Here is a 19024-nt window from a genome sequence, read left to right on the forward strand (position 1 = left end):
GTCCAATATCAGATATGTCTTGATTGATCCGATCTGGCTATTGTGGAAAACTGGCCGCATGGAACTGCGGCACCTGCGCTACTTCGTCGTCCTCGCCGACGAGCTTCATTTCGGCCGCGCGGCGCGCCGGCTGTCGATCTCGCAGCCGCCGCTGAGCGTCGCCATCCGCCAGCTCGAGGCGTCGGTCGGCGCCCGGCTGTTCGATCGCAACAGCAAGGAGGTGCGGCTGACGCCGGCCGGCGACGCGCTGCAGGCCTCGGCCCGGCGCCTGCTGCGCCAGGCCGAGGAGGCCGCCCTGGAGGCGCACGACGTCGCGCAGGGCTCGGCGGGGCGCCTGCGGATCGGCTTCGTCGGCGCCACGCTCTATCGCGGCCTGCCGCAGGCGCTGGCCAAGTTCCAGGCCCGGCATCCGGCGGTGCGCGTCACGCTGGCCGAACTCAACTCGGGCGAGCAGATCACCGAGCTGCTGCACGACCGGCTGGACTTCGGCTTCGTCCACACCAGCCGGATGCCGGCCGAGCTGCGCCACGAGCTGCTGCTGTCGGAGCCCTTCGTCGCCTGCCTGCCGGTCGGCCATCGCCTGGCGCGCCGGCGCACGGTGGCCGTCGCCAGCCTGCGCGACGAACCCTTCGTGCTGTTCTCGCGCAGCGCCTCGCCCGACTACCACGAGCGCATCCTCGCGATCTGCGCCGACGCGGGCTTCCGGCCCGAGGTGCGGCACGAGGTGCGGCACTGGCTGTCGGTGGTCTCGCTGGTCTCCCAGGGGATGGGCGTGGCGCTGGTGCCGAGCGCGCTGCGCCGTGCCGCGCTGCGCGGCGCGGTGTTCCGTCCGCTCGATGAGGAGGTGGCCGGCTCGGATGCCTACTGCGTCTGGCGCGAGGGGCCCGAGAACGCGGTGGTGCAGGGCTTTCTTCGCGCCGTGCGGGCCGGCGTGCCGGCCGACGATCAGGCGTAGAGGGGTTCTTCGGCCATCGCCTCGCACTGGTCCTGCAGCATCTGGATCTGGCCCTTCCAGTAGTCGCTGGAGCCGAACCACGGGAAGTTGATCGGAAAGATCGGGTCTTCCCAGCGCCGCGCCAGCCAGGCGCTGTAGTGGATCAGGCGCAAGGTGCGCAGCGGCTCGACCAGCGCCAGCTCGCGGCGGTCGAAGTCGCGGAACTGCTCGTAGCCGTCGAGCAGGCCGCTCAGTTGCCCGGTCTGCTGCGCGCGGTCGCCCGACAGCAGCATCCAGAGGTCCTGCACGGCGAAGCCGGTGCGGGCGTCGTCGAGGTCGACGAAGTGCGGGCCGCCATCGGGGCGGTCGGTCGGCGTCCAGAGGATGTTGCCGGGATGGACGTCGCCGTGCAGCCGCAGCCGCTTCAGCGGCGGGTCGTTGTCGCCGTCGTGGCCGGTGCCGAGCGCGCTGGCGGCGATCATCTCGAAGGCGGTGTTGCAGGCGGCTTCCCACTCGCGCTGCACGTCCAGCGGCACCATCTGGTGGCCGAGCAGCCAGTCGCGCGACGCGAGGCCGAAGGTCTGGAGATCGAGGGCCGGACGGGTGACGAAGGGCGTGCGGGCACCGACTGCATGGATGCGCGCCAGGAACCGGCCGACCCATTCGAGCACCTCGAAGTCGTCGAGCTCGGGCCCGCGGCCGCCACGGTAGGGGCTGACGCTGAAGGCGAAGCCGCCATGGTGGTGCAGGGTGCGGCCGGCGACCGCGATCGGCGGCACGGCCGGCACTTCGGCCGCGGCCAGTTCGAGCGCGAAGCCGTGTTCCTCGAGGATCTGCTCGTCGCTCCAGCGGCCGGGCCGGTAGAACTTGACGACCACGGCGCTGCGGTCTTCGAGGTGGACCTGGTAGACCCGGTTCTCGTAGGAGTTCAGGGCCGTCAGTCGGCCGTCGCCGTGCAGGTCGAGCGCGGCCAGTGCATCCAGCACCACGTCGGGCGTGAGGCTCTCGTAGGGGTGGGCGGCCGAGGCCGCAGGCGAAGGAGGGGAGTTGGAAGGAGCCACCCCGCATTGTCGGGCCTGGCGCGCACCGGCGGGGGTGCTTGATTTTTGCCCTGCTTGCGGCCACAGTGCAGCGTCGCTGCCATCCTTGCGGGAGACGAGCCGTGCAACCGTTCACGTTCTTCATCAGCTACCGCAGGCAGGACACGGCGCCGATCGCGCTGCTGCTCAAGAACGAGATCGAGAAGCGCATCCAGTTCGTGCGGGTCGCGGTCGATGTCGAGGAGCTCCAGCCCGGCGAGACCTTTCCCGACCGCCTGCGCGCCCTGATCGACGGCTCGCATGCCACCCTCGCCCTGATCGGCCGCCACTGGATGCCCCGCAGGGACGCCAGCGCCGCGGCGCCGCCCGACAGCGACTGGGTGGTGAACGAACTCGAATACGCGAAGACCTCGGCGCTCGCGTTGCCGGAGGCCCAGCGCTTCGCGCTCCCGGGGCGCCTGGTCATTCCGGTGTTCGTCGATTGCGAGCGCGACTTCAGGCCGTTCCACGTGCCGCCTTCGATCGCCTACATCGAGCAGCTGCACGCCGAGCGCATCGACTACGCGGGCTGGCCGAGCGCGATCGGCCCGCTGCTGGACCGGATCGCGGTCCGCCTGTCGTTGAAGAAGCGCCCGGACGCCGACGAATACCCGCAACCGGACATCGCCAAGGCGCGCACGCAGCCGCTGCCGGACGCGGAGCTGGCGCAGATATTGCGCTACGACGACTACGAGGGCTGGTACGTGGACAACTACGGGGTGGCGACAGTCCGCTACCTGGTCAAGACCTTCAAGTTCCGTCACTTCGACCAGGCGGCCGATTTCATGAACCTGGTCTCGAACCACTGCCGCATCCTCGACCACCATCCGGAGTGGCGCAACGTGTTCAACCAGGTCACGGTGTCGCTCACGACCTGGGACGCGCAGCGCCGCATCACGATCTACGACCTCAGCCTCGCGCTGTACATGAACATGGCGGCGAAGGCGGTGGCGAAGAATGCCTAGGTGGACCGGTTTCGCCCGCGTGGCACAGAAACGGGTGTTTGTCATTCGAGTCGAACCCTTCGACAGGCCCGGCGTGCTGGACTAGTATTTTCAGAACCAAGCAGTCCGCGGGGCGTGCACGGCCGCGGCACGGAGAAGGAAACCTGCCATGGTGAATTCACTGATCGCCTACTGCGGCGCGGCCGCCGTGCCTGACGATGCGTGGTCGCGCTGGAACTTCGATCCGCCGCTGCTGGCCGCGCTCGCCGCCCTGGCCTTCGTGCTGGCCCGCGGCCGCGCCGCCGATGCCCGCGCCGGCTGGGGCGCGCTGGCGCTGTTGGCGGTGGTCTTCGTGTCGCCGCTGTGCGCCCTGTCGTCGGCGCTGTTCTCGGTCCGCGTGCTGCATCACGTGATCCTGGTCAGCGCGGCGGCGCCCTTGCTGGCGCTGGCCTTCCCGCAGCGGCGCGCCGGCCGGGTGCCGCTCCCGATGTGGGTCGCGGCCCATGCGGTCGCGCTGTGGGTCTGGCATGCGCCCGGTGCCTATGCCTGGGGGCTTGCGAGCGTTCCGGCCTACTGGCTGATGCAGCTCACGCTGCTCGGCAGCGCCTGGGCGATGTGGCGCGCGATCCTCTCGCCCGCCACGCATCCGGGCCAGGCGCTGGTCGCGCTGGCCGTGACGATCGGGCAGATGGGGCTGCTCGGCGCCCTGATCGTGTTCGCGCCGGTGCCGCTGTACCCGGTGCATTTCGCCAGCGTGCTGGCCTGGGGCTTCACGCCGCTGGCCGACCAGCAACTCGCCGGCCTGCTGATGTGGGTGCCGGCGATGCTGCCCTACCTGGCCGTCGGACTCTGGCGCGCCTGGACCAGCCTGCGGCCGACCGGGGCGGCCCTGTGACGACCTTCCTCAAGTTCGTCCATCTGGCGGCGATCGCGATCTGGTCCGGCGGCCTGCTCGCGCTGCCCTTCCTGTTCTGGCAGCGCCGTGCGCTGGAGTCCGGACCGGACCTGGACCGGCTGCACCGGATCGTCCGCCTGGTCTACGTCGAGCTGACCTCGCCGGCCGCCTTCATCGCCATCGCCAGCGGCACGGGGCTGATCTTCCTGCAGGCCACCTTCGAAGAGTGGTTCTCGATCAAGATGGTGCTGGTCGGGATCATGGCGATGCTGCACGTGGTCGCCGGGCTGGTGGTGCACCAGCTGTTCTCGCCCAGGGGGCGCTTCGGGCGCGTGTCTTTCGTGACGCTGTCGGCCACCTACGCGGTGCTGATCGTCGCCATCCTGTGGGTGGTGCTGGCCAAGCCGCAGATCGACTCGAACCAGTTCGCCGCCCACCTGTTCGAGCCCGGCGGGCTGTCACGCCTGTGGCATCAGTCCTTCGGCGACACCAGGATGCCGATGCCATGATCGAACACCAGCTTGCCCCCGTGCCAGCCGGCGAAGCCGACCATGACCGATGCCAGCACCGACAGCACCAGGCCGTGCGGCAGCACCGAGGCCGGGTCGGTCAGGCGCAGGCCCCAGCTGGCGCCGGCGATGGCCACCAGCGTCATCGCCGCGATGGCGTGCGACCAGCTGGCCTCGTGCAGGCGGATGCCGCGCACCAGCAGCAGCTCGCCGGTGCCCACCAGGCTCGCCGCGACGCCGCTCCAGAAGGCCATGCCGGCGGCCCAGAGGCCGGCGCGCAGCCAGAAGGCATCGCCGGTCCACCAGTAGAAGACGTCGACGCCCAGCGTCGCGACCACGAAGGCGACCGGGAAGTGCACCAGCATCACGTGCAGCGGATGGCCGACCAGCGCGACCTTGGAGCCGACGTCGAGCCGCTCGAGTTCGAGCAGGACCTCGCTGCGGGGTGGGGTTGCGCCTCTGTTTGCCATGGTGCGGGTCCTTCGCGTCGGTGGCCTCGGATCGGCGACCATCCTAGCGTCTTGCGGCGAGCGCTCCAAGCGGGCGCGATGGCGGTCGCCGTATCCGGCTGCCGCGGGCCCCTGTCGACGCTCGATCCATCCGGACCGGCCGCGGCCTCGATCGCCACGATGTGGTGGGTGATGCTGATCGGCTCGACCGTGTTGTTCCTGCTCGTGATCGGGATCTTCATCCTCGTGGTGCGGCGGCCCGGCTGGGGCTCCAGCGTCTCGCCGGCGCGCTGGATCGTGCTCGGCGGGCTGGTGCTGCCGGCCTGCGTGCTGCTGCCGCTGCTGGCCTACGGGCTGGTCACGGGCGAGCGCCTGCTGCCGCTGCCGGGCAGCGCGCCGCCGCAGCGCATCGAGGCCGAGGCCGCGCAGTGGCAATGGACCTTCCGCTACCCGGGCCATGGCGGCGCCCAAACCCGCAACGTGCTGCTGCTGCCCGTGGGCACCCCGGTCGACATGGTCGTGACCAGCAAGGACGTGATCCATGCCTTCTGGGTGCCGCGCCTGGCGGGCAAGATCGATGCGGTGCCGGGGCGGGTCAACCGGCTGCGCATCCAGGCCGACCAGCCCGGCCGCTACGAAGGCACCTGCGACGAATTTTGCGGCCTCGGCCACGCGGGCATGCGCTTCGCCGTCATCGTCCACCGGCCGGAGGATTTCTCGGCCGCCCTGACCCAGGCGCTCTCGGCACCGGAGGCGAAGCAATGAGTGGACCCGTCGAACAGCAGCCGCAAGCCGGCCGTGCGCTGCGGCTGCACCGGCAGTTGGACAAGATCTGGGCCACCGGGCCGGGATGGCAGCGGCTGGCCGCGGTCAACCACTCGGTCATCGGCATGCGGATGTTCATCACGTCCTTCACCTTCTTCCTGATCGCGGGCGTGCTGGGCATGCTGACCCGGGTGCAGCTGGCGACGCCGCATTCGGCCTTCCTCGATGCCGAGACCTACAACCAGGTCTTCACGGTGCACGGGTCGATGATGCTGTTCCTGTTCGCGATCCCGATGGTGGAGAGCTTCGCGGTCTACCTGACGCCGAAGATCCTCGGCACCCGCGACTTCGCCTTCCCGCGGCTGACCGCCTACGGCTACTGGTGCTACCTGTTCGGCGCCTCCATCGTCACGGCCTCGCTGGTCCTGGGCGTGGCGCCCAACGGCGGCTGGTTCATGTACACGCCGCTGAGCTCCAATGTCTACACGCCGGGCGTGAACGCCGACATCTGGCTGCTGGGCATCACCTTCGTCGAGATCTCGGCGCTGTCGCTGGCCATCGAGATCATCGTCTCGGTGCTCAAGATGCGCGCGCCGGGCATGTCGCTCGACCGGATGCCGATCTTCGGCTGGTACATCCTGGTCACGGCGCTGATGATGATCGTGGCCTTTCCGCCGCTGATCCTGGGCTCGATCCTGCTGGAGCTCGAGCGCGCCTTCGGGCTGCCCTTCTTCGACCCGACGCGCGGCGGCGACTCCCTGCTGTGGCAGCACCTGTTCTGGCTGTTCGGCCACCCGGACGTCTACATCATCTTCCTGCCGATGGCGGGCGTGCTGTCGACCATGATCCCGGTCTTCGCCGGCCGCGCACTGGTGGGCTACCGGGCGATCGTGGTGGCGATCATCGCGCTGGCCTTCCTGAGCTTCGGCATCTGGGTGCACCACATGTTCACGGTCGGCATCCCGCACCTGGCGCTCGGCTTCTTCTCGGCCGGCTCGGCGATCGTGGCGGTGCCGACCGCGGTGCAGATCTTCGCCTGGCTCGGCACGCTGTCGCACGGCCGGCCGCGCTGGGGCGTGCCGATGCTCTACATCTTCGGCTTCTTTTTCGTCTTCGCGATGGGCGGGCTCACCGGCGTGATGCTGGCGATGGTGCCCTTCGACTGGCAGGCGCACGACACCTACTTCGTGGTCGCCCACATGCACTACGTGGTGGCCGGCGCGCTCGCCTTCCCGATGGTGGCGGCGCTCTACTACTGGCTGCCGCTGCTCACCGGCCGCGCCGCGGTGGAGCGCTTGTCGGTGATCGCCTTCTGGCTGATCTTCGTCGGCTTCAACCTGACCTTCTTCATGATGCACCTGACCGGGCTCATGGGCATGCCGCGGCGTGTCTTTACCTACCGCGGCGACGAGGGCTGGAACTGGCTCAACCTGCTGTCCTCGGTGGGCAGCTTCGTCATGACCATCGGCTTCGGGCTGCTGATCATCGATGTGGTGGTGCAGCTGCGCTACGGCCGCCGTGTGCGGCGCGACCCCTGGAAGGCGACGACCTTCGAGTGGGCGATGCGGCTGCCGCCGGCGCCCTATGCCTTCGCCTCGATCCCGCACGTGGGTCCGCAGACTGACGGGGTGCCCCAAGGCGAGCTCGCCGCCTCGCTGGCGCGCGGCGAAGGTTACCTGGGCGCCGCCCGCAACGGCTGGCAGGAGGCGATGGGCGTGCACGTCAGCAGCGGCAGGCCCGAGCAGCTGATCGTGCTGCCCAACCCGACCTACCTGCCGCTGGTCACGGCGCTGTTCACGGGCGGCGTGGTGCTGGGCTTCCTGTTCAAGGCCTACTGGCTGTCGGCGGCGCTGGCCCTGGTCACACTCGGCCTGTTCGTGTTCGCGGGGCGGCACGCGGGGCTGCCGCGCGACTACGGCCCGTTGCCGGTGGGGCTCGGCGTCGCGGTGCCGCCGCACACCGAGGCGGCGAGCGCGCCGGCGTGGCTGGCGCTGGTCTGCGCGCTGGTGGCCAACGGCACCTGGTTCACCTCGCTGGTGTTCGGCACCTTCTATCTCTGGCTGGCCGGCGCCGACTGGCAGAAGATGGCGCCGCCCGCGCCCGACCGCTGGCTGGCCGCCGGCGCCGTCGCCTGCCTGGTGGTCGCCGTGGTGGCGGCGCGCGGCTCGCTCAGGGTGGTGGTCGCCAGCGGCAAGGCCTCGGGCTGGATGGCGCTCACCGCCGTCGCGCTGCTGGGGGCCGTCGCCGCGGTGGTGGAACTGATCCTGGGCGTGACGCCGGACCCACGCGCGCATGCGCTCGGCGCCACCGCCGCGGTGCTGCTGGGCTACGTGGCCTTCCACGCCGGCGTCGGGCTGCTGTTCCTCTTCAGCAATTTCCAGCGCATCCGCAACGGCTACATCTCGCAGCGGCGCTGCACCGACCTGCGCTTGACCCGGCTCTGGCTCGACTACACGCTGGCGACCGGCGTGATCGCGCTCGGCCTGGTGCTGGCGCTGCCTGCGCTGGTCACGGTGCTGGGGGCCCGGCCATGAACGCGGCCACGCTGGCGCCCCGGCGCTTCTGGTGGCTGGCGGCCGGGTTCGTGGTCTGGTGCATCGCGCTGGTGGTGCTCTACGGGCTCCATGCGATCGGCTGCGCCTTCGGCTGGTCGGCCGCGACCCTGCGCTGGAGCCTGGTGCTGCTGTTCCTCGCGCACCTGGCCGTGATCGGCTGGATGTGGGGCCGCTTCGCCAGGGCCGCGCCCGATGCCGCGACCGGCGCCACCGGGCGCTTCCTGCATGAGGCCATCGTCTGGACGACCATCGCCGCCTTCGCCAGCGCGGTGCTCGCGCTCGGGCCGCCGCTGCTGCTCACCACCTGCATCTGATCGATCCATGACGCGCGCCGATCTCCTGCGCAAGGTCCTCTGGGCCGCGATCTACCTGCTGTTCATCCTGGCGCCGCTGCTCGCCCTGCTGACCGGCACCCTGCCGCCGAGCCGCGACTTCTGGACCGAGTTCTCGGTCGCGCTCGGCTACACCGGGCTGGCGATGATGGGCCTGCAGTTCGGGCTCACGGCGCGCTTCCGGTACGTCACCGATCCGTGGGGCGAGGACGTCATCTACCACTTCCACCGCCGCGTCTCGCTGCTCGCGGTCTCCCTGGTGGTGGTGCATCCGGCGATCCTGCTGGCGACCGGCTCGGACAAGATGGCGCCACCCGCTTCGCTGGCCGAGGTTCCGATGGGGGCCGTCTTCGCGGTGCTGTCGCTCGGCGCGCTGCTGCTGTTGGTGGTCATGGCGCTCTGGCGCACGCGGCTGAAGATCAGCTACGAGCTGTGGCATGCCACGCACATCCTGCTCGCGCTCGCGGCGGTCGGCGGCGGGCTGCTGCACATGGTGGGCTGGGGCTTCTACCTGGCCGACCCGGCCAAGCGCGCGCTGTGGATCGGCATGGCGCTGTTCTGGATCGCGCTGCTGGCCTACGTGCGCATCGTCAAGCCGCTGTTCATGCTGCGCCGTCCCTACCGCATCGCCGAGGTCCGTGCCGAGCGCGGCGACACCACCACCCTGGTGATGCGGCCCGAGGGGCACGCGGGCTTCCGGTTTCGGCCCGGGCAGTTCCGCTGGCTGACGCTGTGGGGCAGCCCGTTCAAGATCACCGGCCATCCGTTCTCGTTCTCGTCGACCGCCGAGGCGCCCGATGGTCGCGTCGAGATGACGATCCGCAACCTGGGCGATTTCACCGCCGGCATCGCCAAGGTGCCGGTCGGTCGCCGGGTCTACCTCGACGGTCCCTACGGCGCCTTCACCATCGGGAACCCGGCCGACATGCATGTGCTGATCGCGGGCGGCATCGGCATCACGCCGATGATGAGCATGATCCGCACGCTGGCCGACCGCGGCGACAAGCGGCCCCTGGTGCTGCTCTACGGCAGCCGGGACTGGGAGTCGGTGACCTTCCGCGAGGAACTGGAGTCGCTGAAGGCGCGGCTGGCCCTGACCGTGGTCCACGTGCTGTCGGAGCCGCCGCCGGGCTGGACCGGCGAGCAGGGCCGCATCACGGCCGATGTCTTCAGGCGCCATCTGCCGCCGCCCCATGCCGAGCACGAGTACTTCATCTGCGGTCCGGATGTCATGATGGACGCGATCGAGGCGGCCCTGGGCGAGATGAAGGTGCCGCTGGCCAAGTACCACTCGGAGCGCTACAGCTTCGTCTAGGAGATCCCGATGCGCCGCCTGTTCGCCGATCGATTGGTCGTGGCCACCGCCATCGTCGTGGTGCTGGTGGCGGTCGTGTTCGCGGTCCTGCGCGTGAGCGGCTGAGCGGCGGCCCGGCGTCAGAATGGCGCATGAACGAATTCGCGGAAGAGCTTCACGATGTCTTCGAGCGCTTCGGCCCCATCTCGCTGCGGCGGATGTTCGGCGGCCACGGCGTGTTCCACGAGGGCCGCATGTTCGGCCTGATCTCGGGCGGCCGTCTCTACCTGAAGGCGGACGCGCAGACGGTGGCCTTCTTCGAGGCCCGGCAGCTGCCGCCCTTCGAGTACCAGCGCCGGGGGCAGACGGCCCGGATCTCGTACTACGAGGCGCCGCCCGAGCTGTTCGAGGACCGCCATGAAGCCGAGCTGTGGGCCGAGCGGGCGTGGGAGGCGGTGCTGCGCGCGGGTGCGCCGAAGCCTGCCGCTCGCCGGGCGCCGTCGAAGCGGATTCGCGGTTCGACCTAGGGCGAGCCGCCGTGCATGCCACCCAGGAACAGCCGGTCCATCCGCGGGTCGGCCAGGATCTCGGCGGCCGGCTTGTGCAGCACCAGCCGGCCGGATTCGAGCGCGATCGCATCGTCCGAACAGCGCAGCGCCGACTTCACGTTCTGCTCGACCATCAGCACCGTGGCGCCGCGGTCGGCCAGGCTGCGCAGCAACCGGAAGACGTCTTGCACCACGATCGGCGACAGGCCGATCGAAGGCTCGTCGATCAGGATCACCTTGGGCCGCAGGAGCAGGGCCCGGCCGATCTCCAACTGCTTCTGCTCGCCGCCCGACAGCGAGGACGCCGGCGAGTGCAGCCGCTCTTTCAGGCGCGGGAAGAAGTCGAGGACTTCCGGAATCCGCTCGTGGGTCGCCTTCATCCCGATCGTGATGCCGCCCAGCTCGAGATTCTCGAAGGCGCTCAACTGGCCGAACAGGTTCCGCCCCTGGGGCACGAAGGCGATGCCCTCGGCCAGCAGGGACTTCTGCGAGGCGCCCGTGATGTCCCGGCCCTCGAAGCTGATCCGGCCCGCGCGCGGCTTGAGCAATCCGAACAGGGTCTTCAGGACGGTCGATTTGCCCGCGCCGTTCGGCCCGATCAGCAGGGTGATCGAGCCTGCGGGAATCCGGAACGAGAGGTCGTTGAGGATCATGAAGTCCTTGTAGCCCGCCACGACGTCATGGAATTCGATGCAGGTGCGGTCGTTCATGCTCAGTTGCCCAGGTAGGCGTCCAGCACCTGCTTGTTCGAACGGATTTCCGCCGGGGTTCCGATCGCCATCACCCGGCCTTCCACCATCACCATGATGCGATGGCAGAGGTCCATCACGAAGTCCATGTTGTGCTCGATGACGACGAACGAACTGCTGGCCCCTTCGCGGGGGCCGAGGTTGAGTTCCTTCAGCAGCGTGCCGATGCCGCCGACCAGCGCCGGGTTGATGCCCGCACACGGCTCGTCGAGCAGCACGACGTCCGGCTCGCTCATGAAGGCCATCGCGATGTCCACCAGCTTCTGCTGGCCGTAGGAGAGCTCCCCGGCCTTCTTGTCGGCCATGTGGCGGATGCGGAAGCGGTCCATCAGCGCATCGGCCCGGGGCCCGAGCCCGGAATCGGTCGGCGCGAACATGCGGCTGAACATCGAGCCGCGGTGCTCCTGCGCCGCCACGATGAGGTTGTCGCGCACGCTCATCTTGCCGAATACCTGCAGCGTCTGGAAGGTGCGCCCGACGCCCCGGCGGTTGAGCTGAAGCGGCCCGAGCGCCGTGACGTCCTCGCCCTTGAACTCGATCTTTCCCTCGTCGGGTTCGATCTGTCCCAGCATGCTGTTGAACAGCGTGGTCTTGCCGGAGCCGTTTGGCCCGATCACGCCGAAGATTTCGCCCGGGCGGATCTCGAAGCTCACGCCGGCCACGGCCTGGATGGCGCCGTAGGCCTTCTTGAGGCCGGAGACTCTCAGGAGCGGTTGGGGCGTCATGGGGTCTTCAGGGCGCGTGCGGCCAGGGCCTGGCGCGACAGCCGCCGGGCCCGGATCCGGTCGGGCAGGCTCAGCAGGCCGTCGGGCAGCCAGATCATCAACAGCACCACGGCCGTGCCGAACACGAACAGGTACCAGGCCTGGGCGAAGCGCAGCCACTCCGGCAGCACCACCCCCACCGCGGAACCGAGCAAGGGGCCGAGGAAGTAGCCGGGCCCGCCGACCACCACCATCAGGTACATCATGATCGACTGGCCCACCGTGAAGAGCGAAGGGTCGATGAACTGGACCTGCGCCGCATAGAGACCACCGGCGATGCCGGCGTAGGTGGCGCCGATGGCGAAGCTCAGCAGCGTGTAGCGGCGGGTGTCGATGCCCAGGCTCTCGGCCCGGATCGGGTTGTCGCGCAGGGCCTTGAAGGCCTTGCCCCAGGGACTGCGCAGCAGCGACGCCATCAGCCAGGCCAGCAGCAGCGCGAACGCCAGCACCAGGTAGTAGAAGGCCAGGTTGCGGTCCAGGCTCAGCCCGCCCAGGCTGGGACGCGGGATGTTGTTGATGCCGAAGGTTCCGCCGGTGAGCCACTCCTCGTTGCGCATCACCAGCCAGAGCGCGGTGTTGAAACCCAGGGTGGCGAAGGCCAGGTAGATGGTCTGCACGCGCAGCGCCGGAAAGCCCAGCCCCAGGCCGACGGCGAAGCACAGCAGCGCACCCGCGGGCAGCCCCAGCCAGAAGCTGAAGCCTTCGCGCAGCAGGATGGCCGTGGTGTAGGCGCCGATGCCGAAGAAGGCCGCATGCCCCAGCGATTTCTGTCCCGCATAGCCCACGGTGAGGTTCAGCCCCATGTTCGCGATCACGAACACCAGCCAGGTCGTGAACAGGTGGATGCCGTAGTTCTTGAGAAAGGCGGGCGCGATCAGCAGCAGGGGCAGGGCCAGCGCGCCCAGCAGCAGCGAGGAACGCTTCATACCTTGCGCTCCGGCTTGCGGCCCAGCAGCCCCTGCGGCTTGAACAGGATGACCACCATGAAGATCAGCAGCGCCACGGCATCCTTGTAGGCCGGCGACACGTAGGCCGCCGCCAGGTTCTCGCCCACGCCGACGATGAGGCCGCCCAGCAGGGCGCCGCGCGAGTTGTTGAAGCCGCCGATGATGGCGGCGAAGAAGGCCTTGTTGCCCAGCGACTCGCCCATGTCGAACTTGGCCAGGTAGGTGGGCGTCACGAGCAGCGCGGCGGCGGTGGCGAGCAGCGCGTTGATCGCGAAGGTGTAGAAGATCATCCGCGGCACGTTGATGCCCAGCACCGCCGCGCTCTCGGTGTTCTGGGCCACCGCCTGCATGGCGCGCCCGGTGACGGTCTTCGCCAGGAACATCTGGGTTCCCACGACGAGTGCCACGGCGAAGGCGAAGGTGCCGATGTCCGTGGGCGACAGCACGACGCCGGCCAGTTCGAACACCCGGTCCGGGAACAGCTGCGGAAAGGGCTGCGGCTCGGCGCTGTAGGCGGCGCGCACGCCGTTGCGCAGGGCGATCGACAGGCCGATGGTCGCCACCACGATGGGCATCATGCCGAAGCGAAAGAGCGGATCGACCAGCCCGCGCTTGAACAGCCACCCCAGCACCACGACGGCGACCACTGCCGTCAGCGCGAAGCTCAAGCCCAGGGAGGCGCCGTGGTGCAGCAGGATGAGCATCATGAACGCCGGCAGCATCACGAACTCGCCCTGGGCGAAGTTGATGGTGCCCGAGGCCTGCCACAGCAGGGTGAAGCCGAGGGCGGCCAGCGCATAGATGCTGCCGGTGGCCAGTCCGCTGAAGAAGAGCTGCAGGAAGTCGGTCATGCTTGCATCGCGCGGAAGGCCCCATCGAACGGTCGCACCGCCCGCCTGCTGCCGCGGGCCGCGCGCTACTTCTTGCTGTTCAGCGGCGGCAGGGTCTCGACGACCACGGTCTTGCCATTGCGGATTTCCGTCATGAAGCTCTCGCGGTCGAGGTCGCCCTTGTCGTCGAAGCACACGTCCATCAAGATGCCGGGGTTCTGCTTGGCACTGAAGCAGCTGTTGCGCAGCGCGGCGGCCACGGCCTTGCGATCGGGCTTGCCGGCCTTCTCGATAGCGGCCTTCAGGATGTACACGCCGGTGTAGCCCTTGACGCCGTTGTGGTCGGAGACCGTGTTGTACTGGGCCTGGTAGCGCTTGCCGAAGTCCTGCAGCTGGGGGGCGTCCACCGTGAGGCCGACGTGCGCCACGGCACCGTTGGCCGCCTCGCCCGCGAGTTCGACCACCTTGGCGCTGGTCAGGGTCGTCTCGCCGATCATCGGCTTGTTCCAGCCCTGCTTGCGCAGCTCGCGCAGCAGGCGGGCCGACTCTTCTTCGTTGGTGTAGGCGAACAGGGCATCGGCCCCCGACTGCTTGGCCTGGATCACCGCGGCGGAGAAGTCCACCTGGCCCGATTCGGTGGAGATCTCGGCCACGATCTGGGTCGGCGAGTTGGCCAGCAGCTGCTTGATGGCCGCCTGGCCGCCCTTGCCGAAATCGTTGTTGACGTAGATGACGGCCAGCTTCTTCGACTTGGCGTTGATGTAGCGCGCCACCTTGGGGAAGGCGACGCTCTGCCCGAACGAGGTCCGGAACACGTAGGGGTTGCCCTGCTGGGTGATGGACGCCGCCTCGCCGCCCGTGAAGTTGGGCGTTTCCGCGCGCTTGCTCTCCGCCATCGACACCATGATCGAGCCCGAGAACACCGGTCCGAAGATGGCGAAGACCTCGTTGTCCACCGCCTTCTGGGTGAGGCCCTTGGCCACGCCCGGATTGGTCTGCGTGTCTTCGGTGGTGAAGCTGATCTTCTTGCCCTGGATGCCCCCCGCGGCGTTGATCTCCTTGATGGCCATTTCGACGCCGTTCTTGAACATCGTGCCCGACGTCGTGCCGGGTCCCGAGAGTTCGACGATGTTGGCGATCTTGATGTCCTGGGCGTGCAGCAGGCCCGCCCCGGCGGCCAGCAGCCCGGCCAGGGCCAGACGGACGAATGTCGATGAACGGCGCATGGATGTCTCCTGAACGAATGGGCGCTTCGAGCGAGGCGTGCCTCGCCAAGCGCCTGCAAATGTCCTCGAAAATCGAGCGCGCGGGTTCGTCAATTCACCCGTTTACGGGTTTTCACGGGTGAGCGTGAGGATGTGCCCGACCCGCGGATCCCCGCGGCCGGTCAGCACCGCCGCATAGGCCGCCTGCACGGCCGCTGGGCCCGCGTGGTGCTCGGCCGTGAGCCAGGGCGCCTTCGGGTCCGCGACCTGGCCGAGGAAGGATTCCCAGGCCTGCACCATGCGTTCGTTGAACTGCGCCGGGCCCCAGTCGGCGCTGCGCTTCTTGACCTGCGCCGGCGCGAAGAACAAGGTGGCGCGCGGGCCGGGCAGGCCCTTGCCGGCGCCGCTGGCCGCCAGCTGCTCGACGTGGGTGCCGCCGATCGAGGCGCTGTGCTTCAGGTTCGTGAAGCGGGTGTGGATCTCGCGCCGCAGCGCACCGCTGCCGGCGAAGTCCACGTAGACGCAGGGCAGGTCGGCCGCGACCTGGTCCAGCTCTTCATAGGCGAGCACGCGGTGGTAGCAGCCCAGGCTCTCGCAGAAGCCCTTGTTGGCCGCCGAGGTCAGGCCGACCACCTCGATGCCCTCGCGCCGGGCCAGCTGGAACGCGGTGCCGTAGGCGGTCTTGCTCGATGCGCTCGACAGCAGCGCGACGCCCGGGCGGGCGCCGAAGAAGTCGTTGTCGTCGAGGAAGTCGTCGATCAGCCAGGCGGTGAGGAACAGCGGCCGCAGCAGGGCCTGCAGGTCTTCGGTGCCGGCGCTGTAGAGCGGGTCGGTGCGCGTGCGCAGGTAGTGGTTGTAGACCGCGGGCAGGGCGCTGCGGTGCGGGGCGGCGTCGGTGAAGCGCTCGGGCGACAGGCGCTCGGGCGTCAGCACCGCACTGGCGGCCATGGGGAAGTAGCCATAGAGACGCTCGCCCACGGCCACGCCCGGATGCAGCGACTGCGACACCGTCGCGAAGCCCCACACCGGGACGATCCCCCAGCCTTCTTCGCCGCTCGGGAAGAACTGCCAGTAGCTCATCGCCTCGCCGAAGGCGGCGTAGGTGATGTTGTTCGAGGTCAGCGCGAAGCGCTCGATGCGTACGCGCACCTGGCCGTCGGCGAGCCGTTGTTCGTCGGCGCCGTGCAGGCGGGTGGTGTGGAGGTCGTCCTTGCGGACCAGCAGGGTGTCGTTGCTCATGCGGCGACCTTAGCGCAGAGGGTGCGCGGGCGCATGAGAAAAAGCCCGGCCGGCGGTCGCTCAGGCGACGCCGGGCCGGGCTGGCGCTATCGGTCGATCAGACGATCGACAGCTCGACGTCGATGTTGCCCCGGGTCGCGTTCGAGTACGGGCAGACCTGGTGCGCGGTCTCGACCAGCAGCTTCTTCTGCGCGTCGTCGAGGCCCGGCAGCGTGATCGCCAGCTTGACCGCGATGCCGTAGGCCTTGCCTTCGTTGATCGGGCCGAGCGAGACGCTGGAGTCGATGGCGACGTCGTCCGGCACCTTGACGCTGATCTTCGGGCCGACGGCCTTCATGGCGCCGATGAAGCAGGCGGCGTAGCCGACCGCGAACAGCTGCTCGGGGTTGGTGCCGGGCTTGCCCGAGCCGGGCGAGCTCAGCTTGACGTCGATGGCGCCGTCGCTGGACTTGCCGGCGCCGTCGCGGCCGCCCACGGTGTGGGCTTCGGCGGTGTAGAGAACCTTGTCGAGCTTGGTGGTCATGGTGATTCCTTTGCAGTGGTTGGAGGGAGGGAGAAAGAGGGCAGGGAGACCGGGTTCAGGCCGCCTTCTTGATGCGGTCGCGCAGGGCCTGGACCTGCTGCGTGAGCGACACCAGTTCGGGCACCGAGCATTGGGAGGCCGCCATCAGGCAGCCCGGAACTTCGGCCGCGCGGACCTTGAGCCTGCGGCCCGCGGCCGTGAGGCTGACATGCACGCGGCGCTCGTCGGCGGTGTCGCGGATGCGCGCCACCAGGCCGCTGGCCTCCAGCCGCTTGAGCAGCGGGGTCAGCGTGCCCGAGTCGAGCGACAGCCGCTCGCCGAGCTCGGAGACCGTGAGGCCGTCGCGCTCCCACAGCACCAGCAGCACCAGGTACTGCGGGTAGGTGAGGCCGAGCTTCTCGAGCAACGGCTTGTACAGCCGCGTCATGGCCAGCGAAGCCGAATAGACCGCGAAGCAGAGCTGGTTGTCCAGCTTCAGCAGTTCGTCGGCGGAGAGGCTCGTGGAAGGCATGGCTTGAATTGTAGCGAGCAATTAAATTGCACGCAATACAAATGCCGGCGGCAGGGCCTTTGCTGCCTCGGCCTGTCCCATGGCGGCCGAAACCGATGCATCAGCGACCGCTGAAGCGCGCGGGCCGGCGCTCGACGAAGGAGCGCACGCCTTCGGCGGCATCCTCGCTGTTGGCCAGGCGCTGCTGCACCGGGATGAATTCTTCCACCGCCGCCAGCGGCCCCTGCTCGATCGCCTTGATGACGTTGAGCCGCGTCGCGACCACGGCCAGCGGCGCCTGGGCCGCGATCCGCTGCGCGATGCGCAGCGCCTCGTCGAGCTCCTGCCCGGCCGGCACCACGCGCTGGACGAAGTTCAGGCGCAAGGCCTCGGCGCTGTCGAACTCGTCGGCCGTGAGCAGGTGCAGCATGGCGTTGCCGAGCCCGGCGCGCTCGGCCATCCGCAAGGTGGCGCCGCCGGTGGCCATGATGCCGCGCTGCACTTCCATCTGCGAAAAGCGGCAGTTGTCGGCCGCGACCACGATGTCGGCGCCCAGCATCAGCTCGATGCCGACCGTGAAGCAGATGCCCTTGACCGCCACCACCATCGGCTTGCTGCGCCGGCGGTAGCCGGGCAGGCCGAAGTCGTGCGGTTCGACCAGCCCCTGCGGCACCGCCTTCTCGCCGCGCTTCATGTATTCGGCCACGGCCGGCAGGTCGAGCCCCGCCGTGAAGTGGTCGCCGAACGCATGCAGCACGCCCACGCGCAGGGCAGGGTCGTCGTCGAGCCGCGTGTAGGCCTCGGCCAGCTGCCTGAACATCGGCGGCGTCCAGCCGTTGCGCTTGGCCGGCCGGTTGATGCCGATCAGCAGCACGTGGTCCAGCACCTGGGTGTCGATGCAGCCTTCGGCGGGCGGGGTGGTGGGTGTCGCGGTCATCTGCGCTTGTCTCCTGTCGTTGTCGTCGGCGGACTAGTAGCTGTACACGCCGCGCTTGGTCTTGCGCCCGAGCTGCCCGGCCGCCACCATTTCCTTCAGCAGCGGGCAGGGGCGGTACTTGGAATCGCCGAACTGCTCGAGGTAGACCTCCATCACGGCCAGGCAAACGTCCAGCCCGATCATGTCGGCCAGGGCCAGCGGGCCGATCGGCTGGTTGCAGCCGAGCTTCATGCCGGCATCGATGTCCTCGGCGGTCGCCAGGCCTTCGGCCAGCACGAAGAAGGCCTCGTTGATCATCGGCACCAGGATGCGGTTGACGACGAAGCCCGGCGCATTCTTCACCGTGATCGGCGACTTGCCGAGCTTCACGGCCAGTTCCTTCACCGCGTCGTGGGTGGCGTCGCTGGTCAGGTAGCCGCGGATGATCTCCACCAGCGCCATCATCGGCACCGGGTTGAAGAAGTGCATGCCGATGAAGCGGTCGGCGCGCGAGGTGGCGGCGGCCAGTTGCGTGATCGAGATCGACGAAGTGTTCGACGCGATGATCACCTCGGGCGCCAGCAGCTCGTCGACCTGCTTCAGGATCTTGAGCTTGAGCGCGTGGTTCTCGGTCGCCGCCTCGATCACCAGCTGGGCTGCCTTCAGGTCGTCGTAGTTCGTCGAGCCCTTGATCAGCGCCAGCGCGGCGTCCTTCTGGGCCGCCGTGAGCTTGTCCTTCTTGATCAGGCGGTCGAGGCTGCCCGCCACCGTGGCGACGCCCTTGTCGACCGCGGCCTGCGCGATGTCGACCATGACCACGTTCACCCCCGCGACCGCGCAGGCCTGCGCGATGCCGTTGCCCATCGTGCCCGCCCCGATGATGCCGACCGTCTGGATTGCCATGAGAAATACTCCTTGAACTGAGAAAAAGAAAGAGGAGGGGCGCCGCCCCGGGGCGGCATCCCGTGGCGGTGATTGTGGAACAGAGCGCGAGGGCCCCGGTTGCCATCCGTGACAGCGCCGCAGGGGCTGCGAGTGATTTAAAGTGCCGCGTTCC

At 68.9% G+C, this 19024-nt stretch carries 21 protein-coding genes; 9 read left to right on the forward strand and 12 right to left on the reverse strand.

Annotated features, from left to right (window positions below; translation table 11 throughout):
- The first annotated feature begins 58 nt into the window (after window positions 1-58).
- Window positions 59-955 carry a LysR family transcriptional regulator gene (locus QTI33_RS13890; RefSeq protein WP_286506587.1) on the forward strand — a complete coding sequence of 299 codons (897 nt, stop codon included), beginning with the start codon at window positions 59-61 and terminating at the stop codon, window positions 953-955.
- Here QTI33_RS13890 and QTI33_RS13895 read toward each other — a convergent pair.
- Window positions 946-1995: a serine/threonine protein kinase gene (locus tag QTI33_RS13895; RefSeq protein ID WP_286506589.1), complete on the reverse strand. Its 1050-nt coding sequence runs from the start codon at window positions 1993-1995 to the stop codon at window positions 946-948. The two genes, QTI33_RS13890 and QTI33_RS13895, sit on opposite strands and share 10 nt — an antisense overlap.
- A 101-nt stretch (window positions 1996-2096) precedes the next feature.
- Here QTI33_RS13895 and QTI33_RS13900 point away from each other — a divergent pair, with 101 nt between their 5' ends.
- The 3 genes from QTI33_RS13900 to QTI33_RS13910 all read left to right on the forward strand — a co-directional run bounded on the left by QTI33_RS13900 (window position 2097) and on the right by QTI33_RS13910 (window position 4361).
- Window positions 2097-2978, forward strand: a complete 882-nt coding sequence (locus QTI33_RS13900; protein ID WP_286506590.1) for a 4a-hydroxytetrahydrobiopterin dehydratase — start codon at window positions 2097-2099, stop codon at window positions 2976-2978.
- Window positions 2979-3126: 148 nt separating this feature from the next.
- On the forward strand, window positions 3127-3852 hold the full coding sequence (locus QTI33_RS13905) for a cytochrome c oxidase assembly protein (RefSeq protein ID WP_286506592.1): 726 nt from the start codon (window positions 3127-3129) through the stop codon (window positions 3850-3852).
- A complete protein-coding gene (locus QTI33_RS13910; protein WP_286506594.1) occupies window positions 3849-4361 on the forward strand; it encodes a CopD family protein in 513 nt (170 codons plus the stop codon). Before QTI33_RS13905 ends, QTI33_RS13910 begins: the two co-directional genes overlap by 4 nt.
- Here the strand turns inward: QTI33_RS13910 and QTI33_RS13915 are convergent.
- Window positions 4325-4831 (reverse strand): DUF2231 domain-containing protein, encoded by a 507-nt coding sequence (locus QTI33_RS13915; protein ID WP_286506596.1) that lies wholly within the window; start codon window positions 4829-4831, stop codon window positions 4325-4327. The genes QTI33_RS13910 and QTI33_RS13915 overlap by 37 nt on opposite strands.
- A 78-nt stretch (window positions 4832-4909) precedes the next feature.
- Here QTI33_RS13915 and coxB point away from each other — a divergent pair, with 78 nt between their 5' ends.
- From coxB to QTI33_RS13940, 5 genes are all read left to right on the forward strand, one after another.
- On the forward strand, window positions 4910-5575 hold the full coding sequence (gene coxB, locus QTI33_RS13920; protein WP_286506598.1) for a cytochrome c oxidase subunit II: 666 nt from the start codon (window positions 4910-4912) through the stop codon (window positions 5573-5575).
- Entirely contained in the window at window positions 5572-8109 is a 2538-nt protein-coding gene (gene ctaD, locus QTI33_RS13925; RefSeq protein ID WP_286506599.1) for a cytochrome c oxidase subunit I, read from the forward strand. Before coxB ends, ctaD begins: the two co-directional genes overlap by 4 nt.
- Window positions 8106-8444 (forward strand): hypothetical protein, encoded by a 339-nt coding sequence (locus tag QTI33_RS13930; protein WP_286506600.1) that lies wholly within the window; start codon window positions 8106-8108, stop codon window positions 8442-8444. The genes ctaD and QTI33_RS13930 overlap by 4 nt, the downstream gene beginning before the upstream one ends.
- A gap of 7 nt (window positions 8445-8451) precedes the next feature.
- A complete protein-coding gene (locus QTI33_RS13935) occupies window positions 8452-9777 on the forward strand; it encodes a ferredoxin reductase family protein (RefSeq protein ID WP_286506602.1) in 1326 nt (441 codons plus the stop codon).
- A gap of 131 nt (window positions 9778-9908) precedes the next feature.
- Entirely contained in the window at window positions 9909-10283 is a 375-nt protein-coding gene (locus QTI33_RS13940; protein WP_286506604.1) for a TfoX/Sxy family protein, read from the forward strand.
- On the opposite strand, the gene QTI33_RS13945 is transcribed toward QTI33_RS13940, so the two are convergent.
- The 10 genes from QTI33_RS13945 to QTI33_RS13990 all read right to left on the reverse strand — a co-directional run bounded on the left by QTI33_RS13945 (window position 10280) and on the right by QTI33_RS13990 (window position 18870).
- Window positions 10280-11014, reverse strand: coding sequence for an ABC transporter ATP-binding protein (locus QTI33_RS13945; protein ID WP_286506605.1), 735 nt, complete (start codon window positions 11012-11014; stop codon window positions 10280-10282). The two genes, QTI33_RS13940 and QTI33_RS13945, sit on opposite strands and share 4 nt — an antisense overlap.
- 2 nt (window positions 11015-11016) lie before the next feature.
- Window positions 11017-11778, reverse strand: coding sequence for an ABC transporter ATP-binding protein (locus tag QTI33_RS13950; protein ID WP_286506607.1), 762 nt, complete (start codon window positions 11776-11778; stop codon window positions 11017-11019).
- Window positions 11775-12743 carry a branched-chain amino acid ABC transporter permease gene (locus QTI33_RS13955; RefSeq protein WP_286506608.1) on the reverse strand — a complete coding sequence of 323 codons (969 nt, stop codon included), beginning with the start codon at window positions 12741-12743 and terminating at the stop codon, window positions 11775-11777. The genes QTI33_RS13950 and QTI33_RS13955 overlap by 4 nt, the downstream gene beginning before the upstream one ends.
- Entirely contained in the window at window positions 12740-13615 is an 876-nt protein-coding gene (locus QTI33_RS13960; RefSeq protein WP_286506609.1) for a branched-chain amino acid ABC transporter permease, read from the reverse strand. The genes QTI33_RS13955 and QTI33_RS13960 overlap by 4 nt, the downstream gene beginning before the upstream one ends.
- A gap of 65 nt (window positions 13616-13680) precedes the next feature.
- Window positions 13681-14820, reverse strand: a complete 1140-nt coding sequence (locus QTI33_RS13965; RefSeq protein WP_286506610.1) for an ABC transporter substrate-binding protein — start codon at window positions 14818-14820, stop codon at window positions 13681-13683.
- 102 nt (window positions 14821-14922) lie between these two features.
- Window positions 14923-16038 carry a DUF2855 family protein gene (locus QTI33_RS13970; protein ID WP_286506611.1) on the reverse strand — a complete coding sequence of 372 codons (1116 nt, stop codon included), beginning with the start codon at window positions 16036-16038 and terminating at the stop codon, window positions 14923-14925.
- A 97-nt stretch (window positions 16039-16135) separates the two neighbouring features.
- Complete coding sequence (locus QTI33_RS13975; RefSeq protein ID WP_286506612.1) at window positions 16136-16561, reverse strand: organic hydroperoxide resistance protein; 426 nt, start codon at window positions 16559-16561, stop codon at window positions 16136-16138.
- 55 nt (window positions 16562-16616) lie between these two features.
- Window positions 16617-17072 carry a MarR family winged helix-turn-helix transcriptional regulator gene (locus QTI33_RS13980; protein WP_286506613.1) on the reverse strand — a complete coding sequence of 152 codons (456 nt, stop codon included), beginning with the start codon at window positions 17070-17072 and terminating at the stop codon, window positions 16617-16619.
- Between the two features lie 100 nt (window positions 17073-17172).
- A complete protein-coding gene (locus QTI33_RS13985; protein WP_286506615.1) occupies window positions 17173-17988 on the reverse strand; it encodes a crotonase/enoyl-CoA hydratase family protein in 816 nt (271 codons plus the stop codon).
- A 33-nt stretch (window positions 17989-18021) separates the two neighbouring features.
- Window positions 18022-18870, reverse strand: coding sequence for a 3-hydroxybutyryl-CoA dehydrogenase (locus tag QTI33_RS13990; RefSeq protein WP_286506616.1), 849 nt, complete (start codon window positions 18868-18870; stop codon window positions 18022-18024).
- Window positions 18871-19024 lie beyond the last annotated feature (154 nt).

It is taken from the genome of Variovorax davisae, assembly GCF_030316845.1.
GTDB lineage: Bacteria > Pseudomonadota > Gammaproteobacteria > Burkholderiales > Burkholderiaceae_C > Variovorax > Variovorax davisae.

What these genes read in the sequence shown, in the direction of transcription:
- QTI33_RS13890 (WP_286506587.1), top strand. Translation starts at nt 59, where the DNA reads ATGGAACTGCGGCACCTGCGCTACTTCGTCGTCCTCGCCGACGAGCTT.
- QTI33_RS13905 (WP_286506592.1), top strand. Translation starts at nt 3,127, where the DNA reads ATGGTGAATTCACTGATCGCCTACTGCGGCGCGGCCGCCGTGCCTGAC.
- QTI33_RS13915 (WP_286506596.1), bottom strand. Translation starts at nt 4,831, where the DNA reads ATGGCAAACAGAGGCGCAACCCCACCCCGCAGCGAGGTCCTGCTCGAA.
- coxB (WP_286506598.1), top strand. Translation starts at nt 4,910, where the DNA reads ATGGCGGTCGCCGTATCCGGCTGCCGCGGGCCCCTGTCGACGCTCGAT.
- ctaD (WP_286506599.1), top strand. Translation starts at nt 5,572, where the DNA reads ATGAGTGGACCCGTCGAACAGCAGCCGCAAGCCGGCCGTGCGCTGCGG.
- QTI33_RS13930 (WP_286506600.1), top strand. Translation starts at nt 8,106, where the DNA reads ATGAACGCGGCCACGCTGGCGCCCCGGCGCTTCTGGTGGCTGGCGGCC.
- QTI33_RS13935 (WP_286506602.1), top strand. Translation starts at nt 8,452, where the DNA reads ATGACGCGCGCCGATCTCCTGCGCAAGGTCCTCTGGGCCGCGATCTAC.
- QTI33_RS13940 (WP_286506604.1), top strand. Translation starts at nt 9,909, where the DNA reads ATGAACGAATTCGCGGAAGAGCTTCACGATGTCTTCGAGCGCTTCGGC.
- QTI33_RS13945 (WP_286506605.1), bottom strand. Translation starts at nt 11,014, where the DNA reads ATGAACGACCGCACCTGCATCGAATTCCATGACGTCGTGGCGGGCTAC.
- QTI33_RS13950 (WP_286506607.1), bottom strand. Translation starts at nt 11,778, where the DNA reads ATGACGCCCCAACCGCTCCTGAGAGTCTCCGGCCTCAAGAAGGCCTAC.
- QTI33_RS13955 (WP_286506608.1), bottom strand. Translation starts at nt 12,743, where the DNA reads ATGAAGCGTTCCTCGCTGCTGCTGGGCGCGCTGGCCCTGCCCCTGCTG.
- QTI33_RS13960 (WP_286506609.1), bottom strand. Translation starts at nt 13,615, where the DNA reads ATGACCGACTTCCTGCAGCTCTTCTTCAGCGGACTGGCCACCGGCAGC.
- QTI33_RS13965 (WP_286506610.1), bottom strand. Translation starts at nt 14,820, where the DNA reads ATGCGCCGTTCATCGACATTCGTCCGTCTGGCCCTGGCCGGGCTGCTG.
- QTI33_RS13970 (WP_286506611.1), bottom strand. Translation starts at nt 16,038, where the DNA reads ATGAGCAACGACACCCTGCTGGTCCGCAAGGACGACCTCCACACCACC.
- QTI33_RS13975 (WP_286506612.1), bottom strand. Translation starts at nt 16,561, where the DNA reads ATGACCACCAAGCTCGACAAGGTTCTCTACACCGCCGAAGCCCACACC.
- QTI33_RS13980 (WP_286506613.1), bottom strand. Translation starts at nt 17,072, where the DNA reads ATGCCTTCCACGAGCCTCTCCGCCGACGAACTGCTGAAGCTGGACAAC.
- QTI33_RS13985 (WP_286506615.1), bottom strand. Translation starts at nt 17,988, where the DNA reads ATGACCGCGACACCCACCACCCCGCCCGCCGAAGGCTGCATCGACACC.
- QTI33_RS13990 (WP_286506616.1), bottom strand. Translation starts at nt 18,870, where the DNA reads ATGGCAATCCAGACGGTCGGCATCATCGGGGCGGGCACGATGGGCAAC.